At 69.5% G+C, this 21658-nt stretch carries 19 protein-coding genes; 4 read left to right on the top strand and 15 right to left on the bottom strand.

The window, feature by feature from the left end; translation table 11 throughout:
* Positions 1-32: 32 nt before the first annotated feature.
* Positions 33-1520: an HAD-IIIA family hydrolase gene (locus ACZ1DY_RS17935; protein WP_465485016.1), complete on the top strand. Its 1488-nt coding sequence runs from the start codon at positions 33-35 to the stop codon at positions 1518-1520.
* Positions 1517-2542, top strand: a complete 1026-nt coding sequence (locus ACZ1DY_RS17930) for a glycosyltransferase family 9 protein (RefSeq protein WP_465485015.1) — start codon at positions 1517-1519, stop codon at positions 2540-2542. Before ACZ1DY_RS17935 ends, ACZ1DY_RS17930 begins: the two co-directional genes overlap by 4 nt.
* Here ACZ1DY_RS17930 and ACZ1DY_RS17925 read toward each other — a convergent pair.
* The 8 genes from ACZ1DY_RS17925 to ACZ1DY_RS17890 form a co-directional block, all read right to left on the bottom strand.
* Positions 2505-3359: an SDR family oxidoreductase gene (locus ACZ1DY_RS17925; RefSeq protein ID WP_465485014.1), complete on the bottom strand. Its 855-nt coding sequence runs from the start codon at positions 3357-3359 to the stop codon at positions 2505-2507. The genes ACZ1DY_RS17930 and ACZ1DY_RS17925 overlap by 38 nt on opposite strands.
* A 338-nt stretch (positions 3360-3697) precedes the next feature.
* Positions 3698-4708 (bottom strand): TauD/TfdA family dioxygenase, encoded by a 1011-nt coding sequence (locus ACZ1DY_RS17920; protein WP_465485013.1) that lies wholly within the window; start codon positions 4706-4708, stop codon positions 3698-3700.
* Positions 4705-6114 carry a cation:proton antiporter domain-containing protein gene (locus ACZ1DY_RS17915; RefSeq protein WP_465485012.1) on the bottom strand — a complete coding sequence of 470 codons (1410 nt, stop codon included), beginning with the start codon at positions 6112-6114 and terminating at the stop codon, positions 4705-4707. The genes ACZ1DY_RS17920 and ACZ1DY_RS17915 overlap by 4 nt, the downstream gene beginning before the upstream one ends.
* A 12-nt stretch (positions 6115-6126) precedes the next feature.
* Positions 6127-6939, bottom strand: coding sequence for a dimethylargininase (gene ddaH, locus ACZ1DY_RS17910; protein WP_465485011.1), 813 nt, complete (start codon positions 6937-6939; stop codon positions 6127-6129).
* 23 nt (positions 6940-6962) lie between these two features.
* On the bottom strand, positions 6963-8216 hold the full coding sequence (locus tag ACZ1DY_RS17905) for an ATP-grasp domain-containing protein (protein ID WP_257487529.1): 1254 nt from the start codon (positions 8214-8216) through the stop codon (positions 6963-6965).
* Entirely contained in the window at positions 8213-9364 is a 1152-nt protein-coding gene (locus tag ACZ1DY_RS17900) for an NAD(P)/FAD-dependent oxidoreductase (protein WP_465485010.1), read from the bottom strand. Before ACZ1DY_RS17900 ends, ACZ1DY_RS17905 begins: the two co-directional genes overlap by 4 nt.
* 103 nt (positions 9365-9467) lie before the next feature.
* On the bottom strand, positions 9468-11036 hold the full coding sequence (locus ACZ1DY_RS17895) for a carbamoyltransferase C-terminal domain-containing protein (protein ID WP_126730814.1): 1569 nt from the start codon (positions 11034-11036) through the stop codon (positions 9468-9470).
* A gap of 87 nt (positions 11037-11123) precedes the next feature.
* Positions 11124-12575 (bottom strand): NB-ARC domain-containing protein, encoded by a 1452-nt coding sequence (locus ACZ1DY_RS17890; protein WP_465485009.1) that lies wholly within the window; start codon positions 12573-12575, stop codon positions 11124-11126.
* Positions 12576-12763: 188 nt separating this feature from the next.
* On the opposite strand from ACZ1DY_RS17890, the gene ACZ1DY_RS17885 reads away from it, so the two are divergent.
* Positions 12764-13456: a hypothetical protein gene (locus ACZ1DY_RS17885; RefSeq protein ID WP_465485008.1), complete on the top strand. Its 693-nt coding sequence runs from the start codon at positions 12764-12766 to the stop codon at positions 13454-13456.
* Positions 13440-13790: an MmcQ/YjbR family DNA-binding protein gene (locus ACZ1DY_RS17880; protein WP_257489708.1), complete on the top strand. Its 351-nt coding sequence runs from the start codon at positions 13440-13442 to the stop codon at positions 13788-13790. The genes ACZ1DY_RS17885 and ACZ1DY_RS17880 overlap by 17 nt, the downstream gene beginning before the upstream one ends.
* Before the next feature lie 428 nt (positions 13791-14218).
* Here ACZ1DY_RS17880 and ACZ1DY_RS17875 read toward each other — a convergent pair whose 3' ends face one another.
* The 7 genes from ACZ1DY_RS17875 to ACZ1DY_RS17845 are packed head-to-tail and all read right to left on the bottom strand — an operon-like array spanning position 14219 to position 21586.
* Positions 14219-14548, bottom strand: a complete 330-nt coding sequence (locus ACZ1DY_RS17875) for an avidin-fold protein (RefSeq protein ID WP_126730808.1) — start codon at positions 14546-14548, stop codon at positions 14219-14221.
* Positions 14545-15789: a glutamate synthase-related protein gene (locus tag ACZ1DY_RS17870; RefSeq protein ID WP_465485007.1), complete on the bottom strand. Its 1245-nt coding sequence runs from the start codon at positions 15787-15789 to the stop codon at positions 14545-14547. Before ACZ1DY_RS17870 ends, ACZ1DY_RS17875 begins: the two co-directional genes overlap by 4 nt.
* Positions 15786-16781: an asparagine synthetase A gene (locus ACZ1DY_RS17865; RefSeq protein ID WP_257487534.1), complete on the bottom strand. Its 996-nt coding sequence runs from the start codon at positions 16779-16781 to the stop codon at positions 15786-15788. The genes ACZ1DY_RS17870 and ACZ1DY_RS17865 overlap by 4 nt, the downstream gene beginning before the upstream one ends.
* Positions 16778-18088: a methylaspartate mutase gene (locus ACZ1DY_RS17860; RefSeq protein WP_465485006.1), complete on the bottom strand. Its 1311-nt coding sequence runs from the start codon at positions 18086-18088 to the stop codon at positions 16778-16780. Before ACZ1DY_RS17860 ends, ACZ1DY_RS17865 begins: the two co-directional genes overlap by 4 nt.
* Complete coding sequence (locus ACZ1DY_RS17855; protein WP_257487536.1) at positions 18085-18549, bottom strand: cobalamin B12-binding domain-containing protein; 465 nt, start codon at positions 18547-18549, stop codon at positions 18085-18087. Before ACZ1DY_RS17855 ends, ACZ1DY_RS17860 begins: the two co-directional genes overlap by 4 nt.
* Entirely contained in the window at positions 18546-19826 is a 1281-nt protein-coding gene (locus ACZ1DY_RS17850; protein ID WP_465485005.1) for an ATP-grasp domain-containing protein, read from the bottom strand. Before ACZ1DY_RS17850 ends, ACZ1DY_RS17855 begins: the two co-directional genes overlap by 4 nt.
* Complete coding sequence (locus tag ACZ1DY_RS17845) at positions 19823-21586, bottom strand: ABC transporter substrate-binding protein (protein WP_257487538.1); 1764 nt, start codon at positions 21584-21586, stop codon at positions 19823-19825. Before ACZ1DY_RS17845 ends, ACZ1DY_RS17850 begins: the two co-directional genes overlap by 4 nt.
* Positions 21587-21658 lie beyond the last annotated feature (72 nt).

Here is a 21658-nt window from a genome sequence, read left to right as displayed (position 1 = left end):
TTGCGGCCGTGGCACCCGGGTACCGGAAGAGGGTGAGCGACCTCGACTACACGATCGTGATCCCGACGACCGGCCGGGAGAATCTCCACACGCTCCTGGCCGGGATCGAAGCCGCCGGGGAGCCCCGGCCCGCGCGGATCGTCGTCGCCGACGACCGGCCCGGCGGCGAGGATCTGCGGCTTCCCCCGTCCAGTACGGAAATCGAAGTGGTCCGCTCCGGCGGACGCGGTCCCGCCGCCGCCCGCAACGCCGGCTGGCGGCGCGCGGAGACCGAGTGGATCGCCTTTCTCGACGACGACGTGGTGATCGGCTCGGACTGGCCGCGGAAACTCGCCGAAGACCTCGTCCCCCTCGGGCCGGAGACGGCGGCGTCGCAGGCGCGGCTCGTCGTACCGCTGCCGCCGGACCGCCGTCCGACCGACGACGAGCGCGGAACGGCCGGGCTGGAGACGGCCAGGTGGATCACCGCCGACATGGCCTACCGCCGGTCCGTGCTCGCCGAGGTCGGCGGCTTCGACGAACGTTTCCCCCGCGCCTACCGGGAGGACTCGGATCTGGCCTTGCAGGTGGCCAAGGCGGGCTACCTCATCGCGCGGGGTGAACGCGTCACCGTCCATCCGCCCAAACGGTCGGGTCCGCTGGCCAGCCTCCGCGCGCAACGGGGCAACGCCGACGACGCGCTCATGCGGCACAAGCACGGTGTCCTGTGGCGGCAGCAGACCGGAGCCGGACACGGGCGGCTCGAACGGCACGCGCTGGCCACCGTCAGCGCGGCCGGCGCCGCGGCACTGTTCGCGTTGGGCCGCCGGAAGGCCGCCGCAGCCGCGGCAGGACTGTGGGCGGGACTGACCGCCGAGTTCGCCGCGCGCCGCATCGCGGCGGGCCCGCTCACCCCGGGCGAGGTGTCGCGGATGCTCCTGACCAGCGTCCTCATCCCGCCCGCGGCCTGCTATCACCGGCTGCGCGGGGAACTGCGGCACCGGATGGCCCGGCGGCCGCAGGCCCTGCTGTTCGACCGGGACGACACCCTCATCGTCGACGTGCCCTACCTCGACGATCCCGACGGCGTCCGTCCCGTGCCCGGCGCCAAGGAACTGCTGCACGGCCTGCGGGCGGCGGGGATCAGGATCGGCGTGGTCAGCAACCAGTCCGGGGTGGCGAAAGGGCTGATCACCCCGGACCGGCTGGCCGCCGTGAACGGCCGGGTCGAGCAGATCCTCGGCCCGTTCGGCACCTGGCAGGTCTGCGTGCACGACGACGGTGACGGCTGCGCCTGCCGCAAACCCGCGCCTGGGCTGGTGCGCCAGGCCGCGGAGGCACTCGGGGTGGACGTCCGCCGCTGTGTGGTCATCGGCGACACCGGTGCCGACGTCGACGCCGCCCTGGCGGCCGGAGCCCGCGGCATCCTCATCCCGACCGCGCGGACCCGGCCCGAGGAGATCGACCGCGCCCGTCGCCGGGCGACAGTCGCGCGAGACCTCGCCGAAGCCGTCCACTTGGCCGTCGCGGGTACTCGATGAACGTCCTGGTCGCGAGGATGGACAACCTCGGCGACGTCCTGCTCGCCGGACCCTGCGTCCGCGCCGTCGCGGCCGGGGCGGACCGGGTGACCCTGCTGACCGGGCCGCGCGGCCGCGCCGCGGGCGAGCTGCTGCCCGGCGCCGACGAGGTCATCACCTGGTGCGCGCCGTGGATCGACCCCGAGCCGCCGCCGGTCACCCAGGAGGACACCGACGCGCTCGTCCGGCGTTTGCGCGAGTTCTCCTTCGACGCGGCCTTGATCTTGACGTCGTTCCACCAGTCCCCGCTCCCGCTGGCGCTGCTGCTGCGCCTGGCTGGCGTGCCGTGGATCGGCGCGATCAGCGAGGACTACCCCGGCTCGCTGCTGGACCTGCGGCACCGGGTGGAGGGTGATCCGCCGGAGCCGGTCCGGATGCTGTCCCTGGCCGAGGAGGCCGGCTTCTCGTTGCCGCCCGGTGACGACGGCGGCCTCGCCGTCCGCTGGCCTCTGCCGCCGGTGGAGGAACTGGTCGGCGACGAGGACTACGTGGTCGTCCATCCGGCCGCGTCGGTCCCGGCCAGGCAGCCGTCCGCCGAACGCTCGGCCGCCATCGTGCGGGCGCTGCAAGCCGCCGGGCGCCGCGTCGTCGTGACGGGCTCGCCGTCGGAAAGCGTCCTGACCAAGGAAGTCGCCGGGAAGGCACTCGACCTCGGCGGCCGCACGGGGCTGGCGGAACTGGCGGCCGTGCTCGCCGGCGCGGACGTCGTGGTGGCGCCGAACACCGGCCCCGCCCATCTCGCGGCCGCCGTCGGGAGCCCGGTGGTCTCGCTGTTCGCGCCCGTCGTGCCGGCGTCGCGCTGGGCGCCCTACGGTGTGCCGTCCGAAGTGCTCGGCGACCAGCACGCGGCCTGCAAGGACAGCCGGGCCCGGGTCTGCCCCGTGCCCGGCCATCCCTGCCTGGACCGCCTCGCGCCCGAAGCGGTCGTCGAAGCCGTGGCGCGCCTCAGCCGGGTGTGGTCTCACCGCCCAGCGCGGCGATGACCTCGCCGCTGTAGTACGACGAAAGCCGGTTGGACGCCAAGAAGACGTACGACGGCGCGAGGTCGTCGGGATGCGCCGCCCGCTCGAACGGGACCTGGAGGCCGAACTTCTCCACCTTCTCGGGCGGGAAGGTCGACGGGATCAGCGGTGTCCACACCGGACCGGGCGCGACGCAGTTGATCCGGATGCCCCGATCGGCCAGTGCCTGCGCCATGGCGTACGTCCACGCGTGCACGGCGCCCTTGGTCGCGGAGTAGTCGATCAGCGATTTGTTACCGCGCAGGCCGTTCACGGAGCCGGTGTTGATGATGACCGAGCCCTCACCCAGATGGGGCAACGCGGCGTTGGTCACCCGGAAGAAGCTGTGGATGTTCACGTCGAACGTGTGCGTCCACTGCTCGTCGGTCAGGTCTTCGGGGCTGTCGACCGGCCACTGCGTGGCGACGTTGTTGACCAGGATGTCCAGGCCGCCGAGCTCCTTCACGGTCCGGTCCACGATCTCGCGGCATTGCGCCGCCTCGGCGAGATCACCCGGCAGGAGGAGGCACTCGCGCCCTTCAGCGCGTACGCGTTCCTCGGTGTACTTCGCGTCTTCGTGCTCGTTGAGGTAGGCGATCGCCACGTCGGCGCCTTCCTTCGCGAAGGCGATGGCGACCGCGCGGCCGATCCCGGAGTCACCGCCGGTGATCAACGCGCGTTTGCCCGCCAGCAGCTCGCGGCCTTCGTAATCCTCCATGGAGTCGCGAGGCGGCGGGTCCATTTTCGACGTCACGCCCGGCGGTTCCTGCTGCTGCGGCGGCCGTAACTTGTCTGCCATCGGTTTCCCTCCCGTCGGGTGCTTTGGCGGAGGGTTACCCGGATGGCCGCTTTCTCGAACATGCCCGGCCGGGTGTCGCGAAAGTGGCTTTCGCGACGCGCTCGCCGGACGATCACTCGGTCCGAACGTTGCGAAAGTGGCTTTCGCAACCTCGGCCCGGTGCGGCTTCGCGTGACTGGACGGCCGCCTCTCGTGATTGGACGGACGTCACGGGCCGGACCCGGGCCGAACGTGAGTCGTCCGCCCAATCACGCGTGCCGTCCGCCCAATCACGCGTGTCGTCCGTTCAATCACGCGTGCCGTCCGTCCAATCACGCCGCGACCGCGGGCAGGAAGGCTCAGTGCACCCGCCGGTCCTCAGCCGTCCCCCGGTACCGGATCGTCCACAGGCTGCGCCGGATGTACGTGCGCTGCAGCCACCGGTCCCGCCCGTTGTGCCGCGCGAAGAACTGCGACCGCGCGTGCAGGCCCTTCCGGTTGTTGATCAGCAGCGCCGTCCCCGGCTCCAGTTTGACCTGGTGCGCGACCTCGCGGCAGACCCGCTGCAACTCCTCCAGCGCCTGTTCCGCCTCGACGGTCTCCCCCACCACACCGTTGGCCGAGATCGCCACCTCCGGCGAGTCCGCCGGCCCGGAGATGACCGCCACGAGGTCGGAGAGCACGTCGGCCCCCTTGGCCACGTCACGCACGTAGCTGCCGGGCGCGTTGAGCCGGAAGAGGGGGCGGCGCAGGACGTCGAGCACCTCGGGATCCAGCGCGGCCGAGATGTCCCTGCCGTCGGCGTAGTAGGTGACGGCCTCCTTGTTCCCGTCCTGGCGGACGCAGTTCAGCACCAGGAAGTCCGGATTGGACACGTCGTACCGACCGACGGCGTCGTGCACGATGTCGTTGTGGAAGTTCAGGAACACGTGCGAGCTCTGGTTCGTCTGGCTCCGCGCCCCCGCCGACACCGGGACGACGTCGTGCACGAGCCGCCCGCTCTTCTCGGTGGTGAACCCGACGGGCTCGCCGAGCAGCTGGCTCAGTCCCAAAAGGACGGTCTCGGCGACGAACGTCTTCTTGTCCTTGCTGGGTTCGCCGTCGATCGGCGTCTCCGGCAGCTCCGGGTCCACCGGCAGGTTGCGCACGAGCGCGACGCCGGGGGTGTCGACATGCCTGCCGAAGTCCAGGATCGTCTGCGACTGGTCGATCGGCAGCTTCGAGAACGCGACGCGGAGCATCGCCAGCGAGCGGTCGATGTCGTCGACAGGATTCGGGAAGGACCGCAGGTCGCTCCCGATGGTGTCTCGGACTTCGTCGTCGAGGACGACCTCGGCGAAGGTGCTGACTAGGGTTTCCTTGCTGGTCATGGTGTCCTATCCACTTTCCGCCGCCGCTGGACCGGCGGTCTCGTCTTGAACTTGGCGATGAGACTGAGTGCGGGGGCGGTCGCGATCGTCGACACGAGCGTCATGATCACGAGCATCGCGAACACCGCCGGGCTGATCACCTTCAGCTGGAGGCCGACGTTGAGCACCACCAGCTCAGTCAGCCCCCGGCAGTTCATGAGCGCCCCGAGCGAAAGCGATTCGCGCCAGCCGACCCCGGTCAGCCGGGCCGCCGTGGTGCTGCCCACCCATTTCCCGAACACCGCCACCGCCGTGATCATCACGGTCCACAGCCACAGCGATCCGGAGCCGAGCAGGCTGAACTCGGTGTGCAGCCCGGTGTAGGCGAAGAACAGCGGCAGCAGCAACGTGAGGGTCACGCTGCCGAGCTTCCCGGCCGCGCGGGTGACGACCGGATCGTTCCTCGGCGCGATCACCCCGAAGAGGAAGGCGCCGAAGATCGCGTGGATGCCGATCTCGTTGGTGGCCAGCGCCGACAGCATGATCCCGCCGAGCAGGATCGCGAGCACCGCGGACTCCGGCACGCGGGCGAGCGCCTTCGCCAGCAGCGGCCGGACGACGTAGAGCATGACCACGACGAACACCAGGGTCAGCCCGACGGTCAGGAACACCTCCGACGGTGACCCGCCCTGGCTCACGGCGACCACGACGGCCAGCAGGCACCACGCGGCGACATCGTCGACGGCGGCACACGTGAGCGCCAGCGCCCCCAGCGGCGTCTTCGACAGGCCGCGGTCGGTCAGGATCCGCGCCAGCACCGGGAACGCCGTCACGCTCATGGAGACCGCGATGAACAGCCCGAAAGCGAGGAAGCCGACGTCACCGCCGAAGGTCGGGTACATGCCGAGCGCGAGCACGATGCCGCAGACCATCGGCAGCGCGATGCTGACCTGGCTGACCGTCACCGCGGTGAACCCGCGCCTCCGCACCGCGCCGAGATCGATCTCCGAACCGACCAGGTACATGAAGAAGATCAGGCCCAGCTGCGAAAGGATGTTGATCGCCGAGACCACCCCGCCCGGGAACAGCCAGCCGAACGCGCCGGGCCAGACGAGCCCGAACAGCGACGGACCCAGCAGGATGCCGGCGACGATCTCGCCGATCACCGCGGGCTGGCCGAGCCGCCGGGCCAGGACGCCCGCCAGGTAGCAGGCGCCCAGGATCACCGGAAGCGCGACCAGCAGGCGCGCGTAGGTGTCGGGCCCGCCGCCCGCTGCCTTGGCGCCCGTGCTCGCGACGGGCGCGTAGGCCGACCCCAGGCCGAGCACCACGACGACGACCACCGCCGGAACCGCGATCAACGCCGTCCCGACGACGATCCGGCGCAGCGTGGTGCGCCCGCGCCGGTCCCGCACAGCCGAATCCATCGAGTTCTCTCCCTAACCGGCACGCAGTTCCAGCGTGCAGCATTTGACGCTGCCGCCCGCCTTCAGCAATTCGGACAGGTCGGCACCGATCGGTTCGAAGCCGTGTTCCCGCAGCCGCGCGGTCAGCTCGGTGGCCGCCTGCGGGAGCACGACGTGCTTGCCGTCGGAGACGGCGTTGAGCCCGAACACGGCGGCGTCGCTCTCGGAGGCCAGGATCGCGTCGGGATACAGCTCCTTCAGCAGCAGAAGGCTTTCCTCGGAGAACGCGCCCGGGTAGTACATGACCGTGTCCTCGTCGAGGACGGCGAGCGCCGTGTCGAGGTGGTAGTACCGGGGGTCGATGAGCGTCAGCCTGGTCACCGGGCGGCCGAAGAACTCGCGCGATTCGTTGTGCGCCTCCGGGTTCGTGCGGAACCCGGTCCCGGCGAGGATCGTCTTCCCCGCGACGAGGTAGTCGCCCTCCCCCTCGTTGACCCACTGCGCCTGCCGCACGTAGCGATATCCGTTGTCCCGGAACCATTTCAGGTACGCGGCGGATTCGCCGGCGCGTTGCACGTGATGGAAGCGCGCGACGAGCACCTGCCCGTCGACCACGGTGGCGCCGTTGGCCGCGAACACCATGTCGGGCAGGCCGGGCAGCGGATCGAGCAGCTCGACACGATGGCCGAGGTCGACGTACAGGTCGCGCAGCCATTCCCACTGCGCGATGGCCAGCTCGGTGTCCGTCGGTTTCTTCGGGTCCATCCAGGGATTGATCGAGTACTCGACGTCGAAGTACGTCGGTCTGACCATCAGGTAGTGCCGTTGGGTGGCAGTCCGTGACACGCTTCCTCCACACGATTTTGGTGCTACTTCTGGGTTTCGGAGAGTTTGACCTCGATCTTCCCTGCCAGGTCGTTCGCGTTGCGCATGGCTTCGTCGAAGGACGCGCCCAGCGCGCCGATGCCGCCGAAGATGTTGTTGCCGAGCGGCGGGCGCTTGATCAGATCACCCGGTTTGGCGAAGATCTTGAGGTAGTACAGGGAGTCCGATTCGTTCACCGCGGGCGGGACGTCGATCGAGGCGATCACGCCGCCGGGGCAGATCAGGCACATCGCGGCGGTGTGCAGCCCGGTCGGGCTGAAGTGCCGGACGTCCGGCCGAACCCCGCGGGAGACGTCCATGAGTCCCTTGATCGGGTCGTAGCCGGCCGAAAGCCGCGCCATGTGGTCGAGTCCCCCGCCGCCGGGGCGGACGGCGATCTCCAGCAGGAACGGTTTGCCCTGGTGGAACCGGACTTCGGCGTGCAGCGCGCCGCGGGTGAGCCCCTGTGCACGCACGCCGGCGGCCACCACCGCGTGCACTTCGGCCACCTGCTCGGCGGTCAGCGACGTGGGCGCGTGGTGCACGTCGTCGTCGAAGGTCTCCCCCTCCGACGTAACCCTGTCCACAATGGACCCGAGGTAGACCTCGTCGTCCCAGGCCACCGCCTCGATGAGATGCTCGTGACCGTCCAGAAAGGACTCGACGAGCAGGCCGTGCGGGCCGAGATCCAGCCCTTCGGCCTCCATGTTGTACCAGGACATCCCGTCGATGCCTTCGCGCGCCTGCGCGTAGCGCTCCCGCATCTTCTCTTCGTCGTCGACCCGGAAGACGAAGTTGCTGGCCGCGCCGAGGGTCGGCTTGAGGATCACCGGATAGCCGAAGTCCTCGGCCGCCTGAAGGGCCGAATCGAGGTCTTCGACGAACCGGAAGTCCGGATGCGCGGCACCGCCCTTCTCGTGCGCCTGCCGCATGATCAGCTTGTTCCGGCTGGTCCGCGCCGCGTCGACGCCGATTCCGGGCAGGCCGAGCGCTTCGGCCACCGCGGCGACCAGGACCACGCCGGACTCGGAGAAGGTGAGCACGCCGTCGAAGGACTCTTCGGCGTGCCAGGCCTTCGCGTGCCGGATCAGGTCGTCGATGTGGTTGCTGCCGGCGATCCGGTAGCGCTCGGACGGCCAGAGATCCTCGGTCCCGATCCCGTTGAGCACGTACAGCACCCCGCCGAAATCCTCGATCTGCTGATACCGGGGCAGGTAGTAGTAGGAGTTCTGGCTGGCTTCCAGCGCGAGCAGTTTCACGACACACCTCGCAGGGCAGGACGGATCGGGTGGGCACCGCCCGCTCGCACGAGCGGCCGGTCGAGCGGTTCGAGTCCGGTCGGGACCGGGCCGGCGCCGGTCAGGCGCGCGGCGAGGGACCGGGCGATCAGCGGGGCGAACTTGAACGACGAGCCGCCGCACGCCGCGTAGGTCAGCACCCGGTCGCCGAGGACGGCGAGCAGCGGGCCGAGGGTGGAGCGCCGGGCCAGGTAGTGACAGTCCCGGGTGTCGACCAGCCAGTCCCGGCGGAAACCCGGGATCAGCGTGGCGAACGTGTCGATCAGGTGCTCACGCCACCACGAGGGCACTGTGGCGCCGCCGATCTCGTCGACGACGCGGCACGCGCTCGCGGCGCTGAGCTTCAACGGCGTTCCGGCGACGGGCGGCACGAGCCACGCGCCCCCGTCGGAGCCGAGCGACGTGATCGCCGGGGTCGCAGCCCACGCGGCGGCGTCGGCGGGCGGCACGTCGCAGTAGAGCATCGTCTGCCGGTGCAGCACGAGTTCCCTGGACAGCGCGGGGGCCAGCAGATCCCGCGACCACGGGCCCGCCGCCGCCAGGACGGCGTCACCGCGGAGGGTCTCCCCGTCGGCCAGCCGGACCTCGGCCCGATCGGCGTCGATCCCGGCCACCCTGCGATGCGGATGGAGTTCCGCGTTCGCGTGCCACCGCAACCGGGTGGCGCACGCGGTCAGGACGCGATCGGCGAGCAGGACTCCCGCGTGCGACTCGAAGACCGCGCTCGTCCCCGGGACGAACCCGGCGTGCGGGAATTCCGCGGCGAGCTCGTCCGCGCCGAGCACTTCGGCCTTCGATCCGGCCGCCGTCAAGAGATCCCGCGCGGCCTCGGGCGCCGGAAGCGCGGTGAGCGCTCCGACCTGTTCGTAGAACGACGTGGACAGCCGGTTTTCGAGTTCGATCCACGCGTGATGCGCGCCGACGGCGGCCGCCGTGGCGGCCGGGTCGCCGGTATGCAACGCGCGCAGCACGCGGTGCCGGTCGAACGAGGTCGCGCCGGAGAACGGGATGTCCGCCTGGTCGGCGATCACCACTTCGTGCCCGGCGGACACGCATTCCAGCGCGGTCAGCAGCGCGATGACGCCACCGCCCGCGAACACGACTCGCATGGTCTTCCCCCTCCGGGCGAGACTTCGTTCGGGCAGCACGAGGTACCCGGATGCCACTGCTGGGTGGTGGCATCCGGGCCTTACCCCCGTCGGGCAAGGTTTCTCAGGAAGCGCGCGGGGTCACGAACGTGTCGTTGATGACGTAGCCGTCGAGGCCGTACGTCTCCCCGTACTCGATGAGATCGCTGGTGCGGTTGAGGAAACCGCGCCCGTTGTTGTTCAGCGACGTGTTGCACAGCACGCTGAACCCCGTCTGCTCACGGAACGCCTCGAGCAGATCGGTGATGCCGGCGTTGCGCTCCCGCGTCACCGTCTGGGTACGCGCGGTGCCGTCGACATGCGTGATGGCCTTCAACTCGTCGGAGGTGACGTGGTTGAAGTACAGCATGTACGGGTCTTCCACCGAGCCGACGAACCACTTGGGGGCGTCGGATTCCAGTGCGATCGGCGCGATCGGGCGGTAGTCCTCGCGGCGCTTGATCTTGTTGAGCCGCACGGTGGTGTCCACGGTGAACGGCGCAGCCAGGATCGACCGGTTGCCCAGCGCCCGCGGGCCCATCTCGTACCGGCCGCGCGCCCAGCCGATGATGTTGCCGTCCTTGAGGTACTTCGCGACCTCGCTCGCCACGAGCGGCCGCGTCTCGTACTTGGCGGGATCCGGGACGACGTCCTCGACGAAGTTCTCCCCCGCGTAGACGTCCCACTCGATGGTCGCCTGCCCGGTGTAGAACCATTGCGCGTCGATGGCGGTGCCCAGTGCGGAGCCGCTGTCGTTCGGGCACGGCGGCACGAACACCGAGGAGAACAGGCCGCTCTCCCGCCACAAGCGGTTCCAGTCGCAGTTCAGGCCGCAGCCGCCGGAGATCAGCAGCGGCAGGCCTTCGGTCAGGTTCTTCTCGGCGTAGTCGTAGAACCGGTTGAAGATCGCCTGCGAGTGCTTCGCCGCCGCGTTGCGGTATTCCTGCGACCAGACACCGGCGTTGTACAGATGGGACCAGGACATCTCCTCTTTGGACAGACCGAGGATGATGCCGTCGCGGTCGAGGATGAAGTCGATGGTCTTCTGCTCGTCCGGCGTGAGCGGGCCCGGCTCGGCGAACCCGGTCAGCGCCATCTGCTTGCCGGCGTCGTTGAACCGAAACTTCCCCTTGCCCAGCGGGAAACCCGGGTCGGCCAGCGCGAAGAGATACGCGTACTTCGCGCCCGGGTCGGTCAGGACGTGCTGCAGGTGGGTGGCCTCGCCGCGCTCGTCGATCCGGTAGAAGTCACCGATGTTCCCTTCCCACACCAGGGAGTAGTACGCCTGGCCGGGCGCCGCGGGGGCCATCCCGAGGGAGGTGTAGATATGCGAGCGCTCGTGGGTCGAGGAGAAGTACCGCACGTCCTTGCCGAAGAACTTGCCTGCCTCGTCGGAGATCGCGCCCTCGCCGACACCGAAGTATCCGGTGCGGGACGGCGGTTCCACCGAGAACTCCCCCTTGACCCAGCCGCCGAGCGCGACCACGTCGGGCTGCTTGTCGAGCATGCCCGCCGCGCGCGCCATCAGCTCGCCGGTGATCCGGTCGTAGCGCGGGTAGTTGTCCTTTTCCGACTCCAGCGCGAACAGCAGCTTGCCGTCCTCGATCGCCACGATCCCGCCATCGTGACCCTCTTTCATCGACAGAATCAGCATTGTGTCACCGAATTTCGCTCGCCTTCATTCGTCGACTCATTCAAGCCGCGCGGCCCGTTGACCGGAAGCGCCGCGCGGGGAGAACAATCAACCTTCGGACGAGCCGCCCGGCAGGGTGCGCACCGCCTCGTGACGCAGCGATTCGAACGCGTTCTTGCGTGTCCTTCGGCCGGCCATCGGGACGGCGGCGGCCAGCGGCCCCGGTTCCCGTCGCCGTTCGGCGGCGAACGCGCTGACCAACCGGGAGACCGCGTAGCGCCCGGCGACGTTGGCACGCTGGAGAAGTCCGGCGTCCACCACGGATTCGAGGAGTTCGTCGGCGGTCTCGATCATGATGCCCATCGCGGCGGCGACGCCGATCGACGTCGTCCAGCCCGCCCCGCTCTGCCCGAAGTGCTGGACGGCCTCCCGTTCGGTGGGCGACAGATGGTCGTACGCGGCGGAGAACCGGTCCCGCACGTTGACGTCGCCGACACAGAGACTGTCCATGAGCCGTTCGCGATCCGCGAGCTGGCCCGCGGTGTAGGCGATCGCCCATTCCGGGCGCGCGGCGATCTTGCGGCCGACGATGTTGACCGCCAGCGGAAGATCACCGCACAGTTCGGCGATCGTGTCGGTGGCGTCGTGTTCCGCCCGCACCCGGCCCGGTCCGGCGATCCGGCCGATCAAGGCCAGCGATTCCTTGCGGGAGAAAGTATCGAGCTCGATCCGGTTCGTGTCCTCCAAACCGAGCAGCCGGGCGCGGCTGGTGACCACGACCTGGCTGTGCGGGGCCTGACCGAGCAGCGGCCGCACCTGCCCCTCGTCCCGGACGCCCGTCAGGAGCACGAACAACCTGCGTTCCGCCAGCAGGGACCGGTAAAGCCCGATCCGCTGCATCGGATCGTCGGGCACGAGATGCGCCGGCACACCGAGCGCGCGCAGGAATCCGCGCACGATCCCATTGGCCGACCGGCCGCCGGAGCCGCTGTCGCCCAAGTCGGCGTACAGCTGCCCGTCCGGGAAGCCCGCCGCCACCTCTTCCGCCAGCCGCAGGGCGAAAGCCGTCTTCCCCACCCCGATCGGGCCGCTGACGAGCAACGGCACCTTGACCGGCCCGCTCGCGCCGATCATCTCGGCGGCGTCGGCCAGATCCCGTTCCCTGCCGACGAAAGTCCTCGACGCCATCGGCAGCTGGGCCGGACGGGCGAGGCGGATGACGCCGGATGCCGTCGCGTGCGCGCCGTCCGGTGGCGTGTCGGCCGCACGGTCTTCCCGGGTCTCGGCGCCGGTTCCCGGCTGTCCGGCGACGCTGCGCCAGCGCCGTTCCCACACCGCACGGTCCCCACCGCACGCGGAGACGAACGCCAACGTCACGGCGAGCGTCGGCAAGCGATGGCCGCTCGCCGCGCTGGACAGCACGGAAGGTGCGAACAGTGCGGTCCTGGCGAGTTCCCGGTAACTCGGGTTTCCCGCCCGGTTCCTCAAAACGCGCAGATCGTGAGCGAATGCGGCGATCGGACCAGTGGAGCCGTCCAACGGTCGCTCGGGTCTGCCCATGCCCTCTCCCTCCCCTGGATGGGGTAACGCAATCGCGCTGCGTGACCGCCATCCTTGTGACCTTCCTGGCCACAACCCTAAAGGACCAATGAAGGATGCAGCAGATACAAATAGGTGACTCAATGTACAAAGTCCAATAGTTGGACGCGGAAATTCACCCCCTTGGTGGCACCGGATAGGGTTCGCCCATGTCTGCCCCCCTGCCCCCGCTCGCCGAACTCAGGCGGGCCGCCGAAGTGTTCAACGGCTTCGCGAATGTGGACGCCTCTTGGCTTCGGTTGCTCGAGGAAACGCACTCCGCGATCGACCTGTCACAGCCCGCGCACCGCACAATTCTTCTTCGCTGGCTGAACTCGTGGGGATGCCGTATCCGGTACCCGCGGGACGGCGAACCCGCACCCTTCGACGACGGCGTCCGCGCCTGGTGGGAGACCTGGGGGACCACGCTCCCGTCGGCCGATCTCGCCGGCTTGACCGACGCGGAGATCGACGCCGCCGCGAAGGCCTACGCGGACCTCTCGGGTGTCGTCGTCTCAGCGGGACGGACCAGGCGTACGCTGGGTCCGACCGCCGCGGCCAAGGCACTGTATGCGTTGCGGCCCAACACGATCATGCCGTGGGACGCCGCCATCGCGGCCGCCCTCCACGGCGCCCGTGACGGCGCCGCGTTCGGCGCGCACCTGCGCCTCGGCCGCGCGTGGGCCGCCGCGGTGATCGCCGAGGCGGGGGTCGGCGGGGCGGAAATCCCCGCACTGGTGGGCAGGCCCGTGCCACTGGCGAAGATCCTCGACGAATACCTTTACGTCGCCTTCACCATGGGCGCCACGGGTGACTGGGGAACACACAGCGGAGAATGGTGGAAAAATGGTAACCGGGGATGACGTCAGACGGATCGTTTCGGACCTTCCTCGTGCCTATGAGGCACTGGTCCGTGACCGGGCGAAGTTCCGCGTGGGGCGAATCGTCTTTCTTTCGCTCTCACCGGACGAAACCGTGATGGGATTCGGCTATCCCAAAGAGGAGCGGGAAGCGCTCGTGGCGGGCGAGCCGGAGAAGTTCATGATGCCGATTCCGTCTGATATGCGCTATCAGTGGGTCCGCGTCCGGCTGTCCGCGATCGATTACGAAGAGTTACGAGAGCTGATCGTCGACTCGTGGCGAATGTGCGTTCCGAAGAAGGTCTGGACGGAATACCTGGAAAAGAACCCGACCTGAACTGCTCCTTTCGGCGTGCGCCGTTCAGCCCCGTCGCTTGCCCTTTTCGGTCGCGTGAATTCGCCTTTCGGGCGAGGAACGCCGGTAGAAATCCCCTTCCGCCCGAGTCGATGTCCGTGAAGGCCTCCTTCCCTACCCTGAAGGTAGGCAAGGAGGCCTTCACCACCTGCCGGGGCCCTCGCGCGGCGCCAGCCCCCGCACGCGTCGCGAAAGCCACTTTCGCGACGTCTGATGTCCCGAAAGTGGCTTTCGCGACATGATCGCCGGGTTCGCGCTGGGTCGAGCGGGTCGTGAGTGGCGTTTCGGGTTAGAACCCGAAACGCCACTCACGACCCGCTCGACCCAGCTCCTGCCGCACCCCGGACGCGCGTGAAGGCCCCCTTCCCTCGGCTGAGCCGAGGGAAGGGGGCCTTCACGCGCGAAACGACCTACTCGGTCACCTCTTCGATGGCGGAGGTTCCACGGGAGCCGGGGTTCCCGTACCGCTCCCACACCTCGTTCAGCCGGATCCGCCCGTCCGGCAGGAACTCCGGCGTGTTCGTGCTGTGCCCCGCGATCACCTGCCCGCTGGCCAGCACCATCGTGTAGGCCATGTCGATCGTGCCGTCCTCGCCGCACTTCCCGGTCAGCGAGCCGAGCCGCACCCCGCCGCCGCTCAGCTCGGCCCACACCAGATCGTCCTTCTGCCGGTACAGGGTCACCGGCGCGTTCGGATCCGTGCTGACCTTGCGGAACCGTTTCCCGTCGTAGTTGATCATCCGTCCAGCTCCGTCCGAGTCGGGAACCAAAGGTCGTCCGTGGTCAGGTCCGCGAGGTCGTACTTCCCGAGCGCGCTGGCGAGCAGCCTCAGTTCGAGTTCGAGACAGCGCACCAGCCGCACGAGCCCTTCGTCCGCGTCCTCGTCGACGGCGAGCAGCGCCGCCCGGCCGAGGCCGACCGCGGAAGCGCCCATCGCCAGGCACTTCAGCGCACGGGCCCCTTCCCAGATCCGTCCCGACACCAGCAGCGACGCGTCGTGTTTGCCGACCCGGCGCAGGCATTCCACCAGCGGCAACCCCACCTGGTCGAGGAACACCGACGGCGCCCAGCCGGTGCCGCCCTCGGCACCGTCCACGGTGACGGCGTCCGCTCCCGCCGCCCACGCGACCCGCGCCGCCTCGCCGACGTCGCGGCCGGGGTGCAGTTTCACCCAGGCGCGGGCCCGCGGGTAGTTGTTGCGCATCAGGTGGATCTGCTGGCGCAGGATCTCGCCGGTGAAGGTGCCGGGGCTGCTCGACCGCAGCACCATGGCCTGATCCCTGCCGAAGGCTTCGTCCACTGTGTACTGTTCGGCGATCTCGCCCGCGGCCATTCGCGAGAGCACGGTCATCCCGCCGAGCCCCGGCTTCGCACCCTGCCCCACCTTGAGCTCGAACGCCAGCCGCCCGGTCTCCAGCAGTTTCGTCGCGGACGGGTCGCTGTAGACGAGGTTCCACACCTCCGCGTCGGCGTCTTCGGTGCTCTGCTGCACGACGACGCCGCCCAGACCGTCGGGCACGGCGCCGGCGTACGCGCGAATCCGGCCGAGCAGGCCGTCTTCGGCGCTTTCGCCCATCCGGCCGTACCCGTGCATCGGCACGACGTTCTCACCGATCACCATCGGCATCCCGAGCCTGCCCGCCTGCTCGCTCGCGGCGATTCCGAGCCCGCTGCCCGCGACCTGCGTGGACCCGAACGCGCACAGGAACACCGGCGACGGCGCGGTGAACCCGCCGAGCACGGTCGACAGCCCGACGTCGCCGTACACCGGCTCACGCGCGAGGTCGAACATCTTCTCCAGCCGCCGAGGGACGAACACCGGCGGCACGATCCGCGCGCGGTCGAGTTCGTCCGGCGGAGCGCCGGCGTCCGCGCCGAACAGCGACCGGCCGTATCCCGCGACGTCGGGGAAGATCGCCGCGCTGCCTTCCCGTGCCCTGGCCCGGATCGCGTCCTCCGGGAGCTGCCGCGCGGTGATCACGGCGTCGCGATCCCGGGCAGCTTCGGGTACGCGTTCGCCTGCCAGATCGCGTCCAGCCCGGCGATGTACCGCGTCACCCGCTCCAGCCCCATCCCGAAACCGGCGCTCGGCGGCAGGCCCTCGCGCGCGAGGTCGAGGTACCAGGCGTACTTCGCCGGGTTCTCCCCCGTCTCCCGCATCCGCTCGATCAGCCGCCGGTACTCGTGCGTGCGCTCACCGCCACTGCACAGTTCCCCGAACCCGTCCGAGGCGATGAGGTCGAAGTTTCGCAGCACCCCCGGTTCCGTGCTGGACTCGCCATCGGTGAATCCGCGCGACCCCTTGGGGTAGTCGACGATGAAGAACGGCCGGTTCGTCTGCTCGGAGATGATCCGCTCGCCCTGCCAGTCGATCTCCGCGTCGGCGCTCTGCCCGTGCCGGAGACCTTGCAGCCGCGACACCGCCTCGCGGTGCGTCATCCGCTCGAAGTCCTCCTCCAGCAACGCCGTGAACGCCTCCTGGTCCCGGCCCAGCGTGGCCAAGTCCACTTTGGACTCGCGCAGCGTGTGGGCGACGATGTGCCGCAGCAGGCCCTGCGCGATGTCGAGGACCTCCTCGCGGCTCGCACGGGCGACCTCGACGTCGATCTGGGTGAACTCGACCAGATGCCGTCCGGTGGTCGAGGTCTCCAGCGGCTCCAGCCGTACGTTCGGAGCGACGTAGAAGATCTTGTCGAACGCGAGCAGCGAGGCCTGTTTGTACAGGATGACGCTGGTCATCATCTTGTACTTGTGCCCGTAGTAGTCGACGTCGACCTGTTTGGCACCGCGGCAGCCCGGGTCGGTGACCGGCCCGATCAACGGCGGCTGCAGTTCGACGAACCCGTTCATGCCGAGATATTCGCGGGTGCCCGCGGTGATGCTGTTCTGGATGCGCAACGCCGCCTGCGTCACCGGTGACGTCAGATGCTCGCGGGTGCCCGGCGGCAGCGCCGCCTCCGATGGTCCGGTCATGTCCTACTCCCCTGTGTCGGTCGGTTCACGGTCTCGATTCCCGGCAGCCCGTACTTCTCGTCGAACGACCGCTCGACGTACCGGAGCGCGTCCAGCAGATCGCCCGAGGTCATCCGCCGTTCCGCGGGCAGGTCGACGAGGTCGCCCAGCGGCATCGCGCCGATCCGCTGCCACTCCAGCCGCCCGCCCGCGTCCAGCCGTCCACGCGCGCGGCCCGCGTTGTCCGGGTGCAGGCAGAACGGGACGTCCAGCTGCCCCCGCGCGAACGCGGTGACCAGCGCCCGGCCGAGGTCGGTGTCGAGCGAAAGAACGTTGTCCACCAACGCTTTCGCCTGCGCGTGGATCCCGGTGTCGCCGAGCCTGCCGATGCGGGACACTCCCCGCGCGGACTCGGCGGCGTGTTCCAGCGCGGTCACGTTCTCCGCCACGGTCGGCAGCCGGTGCGCCTCGGCGGTGGTCTTGACGATCAACCTGCTCGCGCCGGTGCGGGCGGCCAGCCGCGCGGACTCCGCGATCAGCTCCAGCGCGCCGCCCGGTGTCCTCGGGTGGACGCCCATGTAGCCGTAGATCACCACATGCGTCCGCGCGTGCGGCACGTATTCCCTGATCAGCGCGTGCAGCGCGGCCACGGCCTCCTCGTCCTGCCCGGCGTGGGTCTGCTGCGCGTAGCTGAAGGACAGGCAGCGGATCCCGTGCCGCCAGAAGAACATCCCCTCCAGCACGCTCAACGCGACCAGCAGCGCCGGCGGGCACAGCTGGCCCATCATGCAGCCGCCGAAGGTCTCCAGGTGCGGTTCCAGGTCGGGGCCGCGGGCCTCGGCCAGCGTTTCGCACGAGCGCCGCCAGTTGTCGACGGCCGCCGAGAGCGGCATCCGGCTGTACGGCAGGCAGTACGACACCGGGCCGCCCTCGGTCGCGTGCAGCCCGAAGTCCAGCAGCGCCCGGACGATCCGGCGGGGATCCGCCGAACCGTGCCGGACCTGCACCGGGAAGTCCCTGGTCAGCACGCCGTCGAGCAACGCCGTCGTCGTCGCGGGATCGTGGTCGACGAGCGGGTACCCGTTGAGATCGGCACCGGCCGCCAGCGCCGCGCGAGCCGCCTCGTGGTCGCCGACCCTGGTGTAGCTGTCGATCGTGATCGTGCCGACCGTCGCGGCCCGCGCCGCCCTGGTCGCCAGCAGCCCGCGGGTCATCCGGCCCGGATCGGCGAACCCCATCCGGGGCTGGACGACCAGATCCCCCCTGGCGTGGTGGCGCGCGACCACCTCGCCGAACGAATGTCCCCGACGTGGGGTGAGCACGCTCATCCGGCGCCCAGCGGGACGCCGGGGGCACGCACGGACAGGGTGTGGAGGAACGTCCGGAACGGGGTCAGCCCGCCGGAGTCCTCGAACACCGCGTCGAAGCCGGCCTCCAGCAGCCGCGCGGCGTTGCTGCCGCCCGTGACGTCGAGCTTCCCGCCGATGACGACCGGCATCGTGACCAGCTCCGCCCGCGCGCGGAAGGATTCCATCAACCGGACCCCGTCCTGGCGGCCGTGCCCGTTGAGACTGCTGATCACCAGCAGATCCGGCCGCCGGGTGACGCATTCACGCACGATCGTCGCGTCCGGGACGCAGGCGCCGAGGTTGGTGACCCGGCAGCCCAGTTCCTCCAGCAACAGCTCCAGGTACACCAGGTTCCAGGTGTGCGCGTCGGACGAGAGCCCGGTGACGAGCACGTCGAGACCGGCGTCCGGGAGCGTGGGCTGGACGGCTTCGATGGTCATGGTGCGGCGTTCTCCCTCTCTCCTCGGCCCGGCCGCACGTCGATCTCGATCAGCGCGACCGCCTCTTCGGCAAGGCGCGACGCCTCCGCCGGGCTGTCCGCGGTCACCATCAGGTCGCCGACGCGGTCCCACGAACTGCGCAGCCCGTCGAACCGGTCGCCCGCCGAGACGCTGACGTCGCACAGGAACACGCCCTCGGCCTGCGACGCCTTCTCCACGCCGCGCACGTCCTCGATCAGGCCGGGCTCGATCGAGAGGAACCGGACCGCGGCGCCGCCTTCGGCCTTGCGCGGCAACAGGTCCACGACCGGTTCGTCCTTCATCACCGAGAAGTAGGCGCGGTTCAGCTCCACCGGATAGGCACGCTGGATCAGCTCGATGATGCCGTCGCCCGCGAACCGGCCGGCGCATTCGACCAGGTACGGGACGCCGTCCGAGACGATCCACTCACAGTGGACGATCCCGGTGCGGAACCCGGCCGCCGAGGTGAGCCGCCGGGTCTCCTCGGTCAGCGTCGCGGTCAGCTCGTCCGGGATGTCGGCGGGGACGATATGCGCGAGCTCGATCGGGCGCGGGCCGGGGAACAGCCGCTTGCCGGTGACGTTGGCGAACAGCGGCTCGCCGTCCCGCAGCAGCATCTCGACGCTGAACTCGTCTCCCTCGACGAAGCTCTCGGCCAGCATCTTCAGTTCCATCGCGCGGTCCGGGACGAAGATCCCCTCGTCCTGCACCACGCAGTTCGTCCACGCCTGCTCGGCCTCCGCCGGGTCGGTGAGCACCTGCGTCCCCACCGACGCCTGCCGGTTCGCGGGTTTCAGCACGGTCTTCCCCGGATGCCGGGCCATGAACTCGCGGACCTGCGCGGGGCTTTCGACCCGCGCCGACGCCGGATTCGCGATCCCCGCCGCCCGGCTGACCAGGCGCAGCACCGCCTTGTCCCGCAGGATCTGCGCCGCACCGAATCCCGCGCCCGGCAGGCCGTAGCGCTCCGCGAGCCGGGCCGCGAACGGGGTCGCGTACTCGGTCAGCGGCACGACCGCGGCCGGGTCCAGGTCGTGGTGGACGTGGTAGAACTCGTCCGCCTTGCCGGGCAGGTGGAACTCCCACTCGATGAGCTCGCGCACCAGCGCCGAACCGGCCACCGTCTTCCGCGCGTCGCGTTTGCGGACGACGTCGGGCTCTTCGACGAAGATGACCGAGCCGTCCGGCTGGAAGTCCTTGATGGACGAACCCAGCGCCGCGGCCACGAACCCGACCAGCACCACCGGCCTCGTCATGACCCAGCCTCCACTGTGTTTTCGATGTAGTACCAGTTCTCCGGGTTGATGAGCCCGTACGGGTTGATCGGCGAGAAGCCGCGCAGGTTCCCCGCGACCTCGAACAACCGCCGCGGGAACGTCGGCATGAAGATCACCGGTGCCTGCTCGGCGATGTACTCCTGGTACTCGTACAGCGCTTCGAGCGAGTCGGTGGTGACCGTCTTCGCGATCAGCTCGTCCGCCTTGGCGTCGCGCCAGTTGCTGAAGTTGCAGGCGGCACCGCTCTGGAAGAGGTTCTCCCCGGTCGGATAGTTGTAGACCCAGCCGCCGCCCCAGCAGGACAACTGCCACATCCGCTTCTCGCCGGGACCGTCCTCCGCCACCAGGACCGACCCCATCACCTCTTCGAGGCGGATCTCGATGCCGGCCTTGGCCGCGTCGTCCCGGAACTGCGCCATGAGCCGCGCCAGCGACGGCCGTCCTTCCCAGTAGCGCAGGGAGAAGCTCAGCTCCGTGCCCGCCGGGATGCCTTCGCCCGCTTCACCGGGGCCGGTGCCGGGACGCACGCACACCGCGGGCGAAGCGCTGACGTCCCAGCCGTTGTCCGAGAGCAGCTGCCGGGCCTTCTCCAGGTCGAACGGCCAGAACCCACCGCGCTCGGCGATCTTCGGCGACACCAGGTCGCTCTTGGGCAGCACCGGGATCGACCCGGTCTGGCTCCAGCCGTACCCCTGGTAGACCTCGCGCGCCCCGTACTCCTGGTCGAAGCAGCTCTGAAGGGCCTGCCGGATGTACGGCTGCCGGATCATGTTCCCGGCGACGGTCGGGTTGCTGAAGTTGACCGCCATGAAGTTGATGTTGAACAGGATCTGCGGTTCCAGCTGGAAACCGTCGCCCAGCGGGTTCGGCCCGCCCTTGGTCGGGTCGCCGTCCGGCTGGACACCCATCCCCGGCGGCAGGAAGCCGACCTGGACGTCACCGGACTGCAGCAGTTCGTACTGCTGTTCGTCCGACGTCGTCGAGACCTGGCGCAGCTCGTCGAGATGCGCCGGATTGGGGCCGCTGTAGTGCTCGTTCGGGACGAAGGTGACGACGCCTTCCTCGGTGTAGCTCTTGAGCCGCCACGGCCCGTTCACCACACTCCACACAGGACTGTCGGCCCAGCGTGTGCGGTGCGAGTTGTCCTCTTCGACGACGTCGCCGTTCTCCGCCATCAAGAACTCGTAGACCGCTTCCGCCTGCCCGATGTCGTGCGTCGCGTCGGCCGGGCCGTCCGCGGTGCGGTCCCACGCCTTCGGCATCGGCGTGATCATGGTGAGCTGGTTCAGCAGCACCCAGTTCTTCGAGTACGCCTTGTCGAAGGTGAAGCTCACCGTGTCGTCGGCGACCTTCCCGAACGACACCAGGTTGTCCGGGAAGTAGCCCTCGGAGTAGGCGCCGAACCTCGGCCCCTTCACCTTCAGCATGTTCATCCAGAAGATGACGTTGTCCGCGCAGAGCGTCTCGCCGTTGGACCACTTCCACGGTTTGATCCGGACCGTGCAGGTGCGGCCGGTCTCGTCCCACACCGGCTCCTCGCCGACGCTGAGGTCCCAGTCGATCTCCGGCGCGCCGTCCCGGCCCAGCCAGTAGAGCGGCCGGTACATCAGCATCTGGAACTCGTAGAGGCTCCGCACGCCGAAGCGCTCGCCCGGGGTGAAGGGGAAGATCACCGCGGGCGGGAACCCGGGAAGGCAGGCCCAGGTGGCGACGCCACCCTTGATCGGCTTGTCCGTCATGACTTTCGTTTCCTCCGCATGTCGGCCGCGCTTAGTGGTTGCCATCGGATGTCCTTCGGGGGTATTCGGCGG

This window comes from Amycolatopsis sp. PSD-21 (assembly GCF_055561455.1).
This window is presented reverse-complemented; position numbering and strand designations above follow the sequence as displayed.

Coding starts and splice junctions, on each gene's coding strand:
- ACZ1DY_RS17930 (WP_465485015.1), top strand. CDS start 1,517: ATGAACGTCCTGGTCGCGAGGATGGACAACCTCGGCGACGTCCTGCTC.
- ACZ1DY_RS17925 (WP_465485014.1), bottom strand. CDS start 3,359: ATGGCAGACAAGTTACGGCCGCCGCAGCAGCAGGAACCGCCGGGCGTG.
- ACZ1DY_RS17920 (WP_465485013.1), bottom strand. CDS start 4,708: ATGACCAGCAAGGAAACCCTAGTCAGCACCTTCGCCGAGGTCGTCCTC.
- ACZ1DY_RS17915 (WP_465485012.1), bottom strand. CDS start 6,114: ATGGATTCGGCTGTGCGGGACCGGCGCGGGCGCACCACGCTGCGCCGG.
- ACZ1DY_RS17900 (WP_465485010.1), bottom strand. CDS start 9,364: ATGCGAGTCGTGTTCGCGGGCGGTGGCGTCATCGCGCTGCTGACCGCG.
- ACZ1DY_RS17895 (WP_126730814.1), bottom strand. CDS start 11,036: ATGCTGATTCTGTCGATGAAAGAGGGTCACGATGGCGGGATCGTGGCG.
- ACZ1DY_RS17890 (WP_465485009.1), bottom strand. CDS start 12,575: ATGGGCAGACCCGAGCGACCGTTGGACGGCTCCACTGGTCCGATCGCC.
- ACZ1DY_RS17885 (WP_465485008.1), top strand. CDS start 12,764: ATGTCTGCCCCCCTGCCCCCGCTCGCCGAACTCAGGCGGGCCGCCGAA.
- ACZ1DY_RS17880 (WP_257489708.1), top strand. CDS start 13,440: ATGGTAACCGGGGATGACGTCAGACGGATCGTTTCGGACCTTCCTCGT.
- ACZ1DY_RS17875 (WP_126730808.1), bottom strand. CDS start 14,548: ATGATCAACTACGACGGGAAACGGTTCCGCAAGGTCAGCACGGATCCG.
- ACZ1DY_RS17865 (WP_257487534.1), bottom strand. CDS start 16,781: ATGACCGGACCATCGGAGGCGGCGCTGCCGCCGGGCACCCGCGAGCAT.
- ACZ1DY_RS17860 (WP_465485006.1), bottom strand. CDS start 18,088: ATGAGCGTGCTCACCCCACGTCGGGGACATTCGTTCGGCGAGGTGGTC.
- ACZ1DY_RS17855 (WP_257487536.1), bottom strand. CDS start 18,549: ATGACCATCGAAGCCGTCCAGCCCACGCTCCCGGACGCCGGTCTCGAC.
- ACZ1DY_RS17850 (WP_465485005.1), bottom strand. CDS start 19,826: ATGACGAGGCCGGTGGTGCTGGTCGGGTTCGTGGCCGCGGCGCTGGGT.
- ACZ1DY_RS17845 (WP_257487538.1), bottom strand. CDS start 21,586: ATGACGGACAAGCCGATCAAGGGTGGCGTCGCCACCTGGGCCTGCCTT.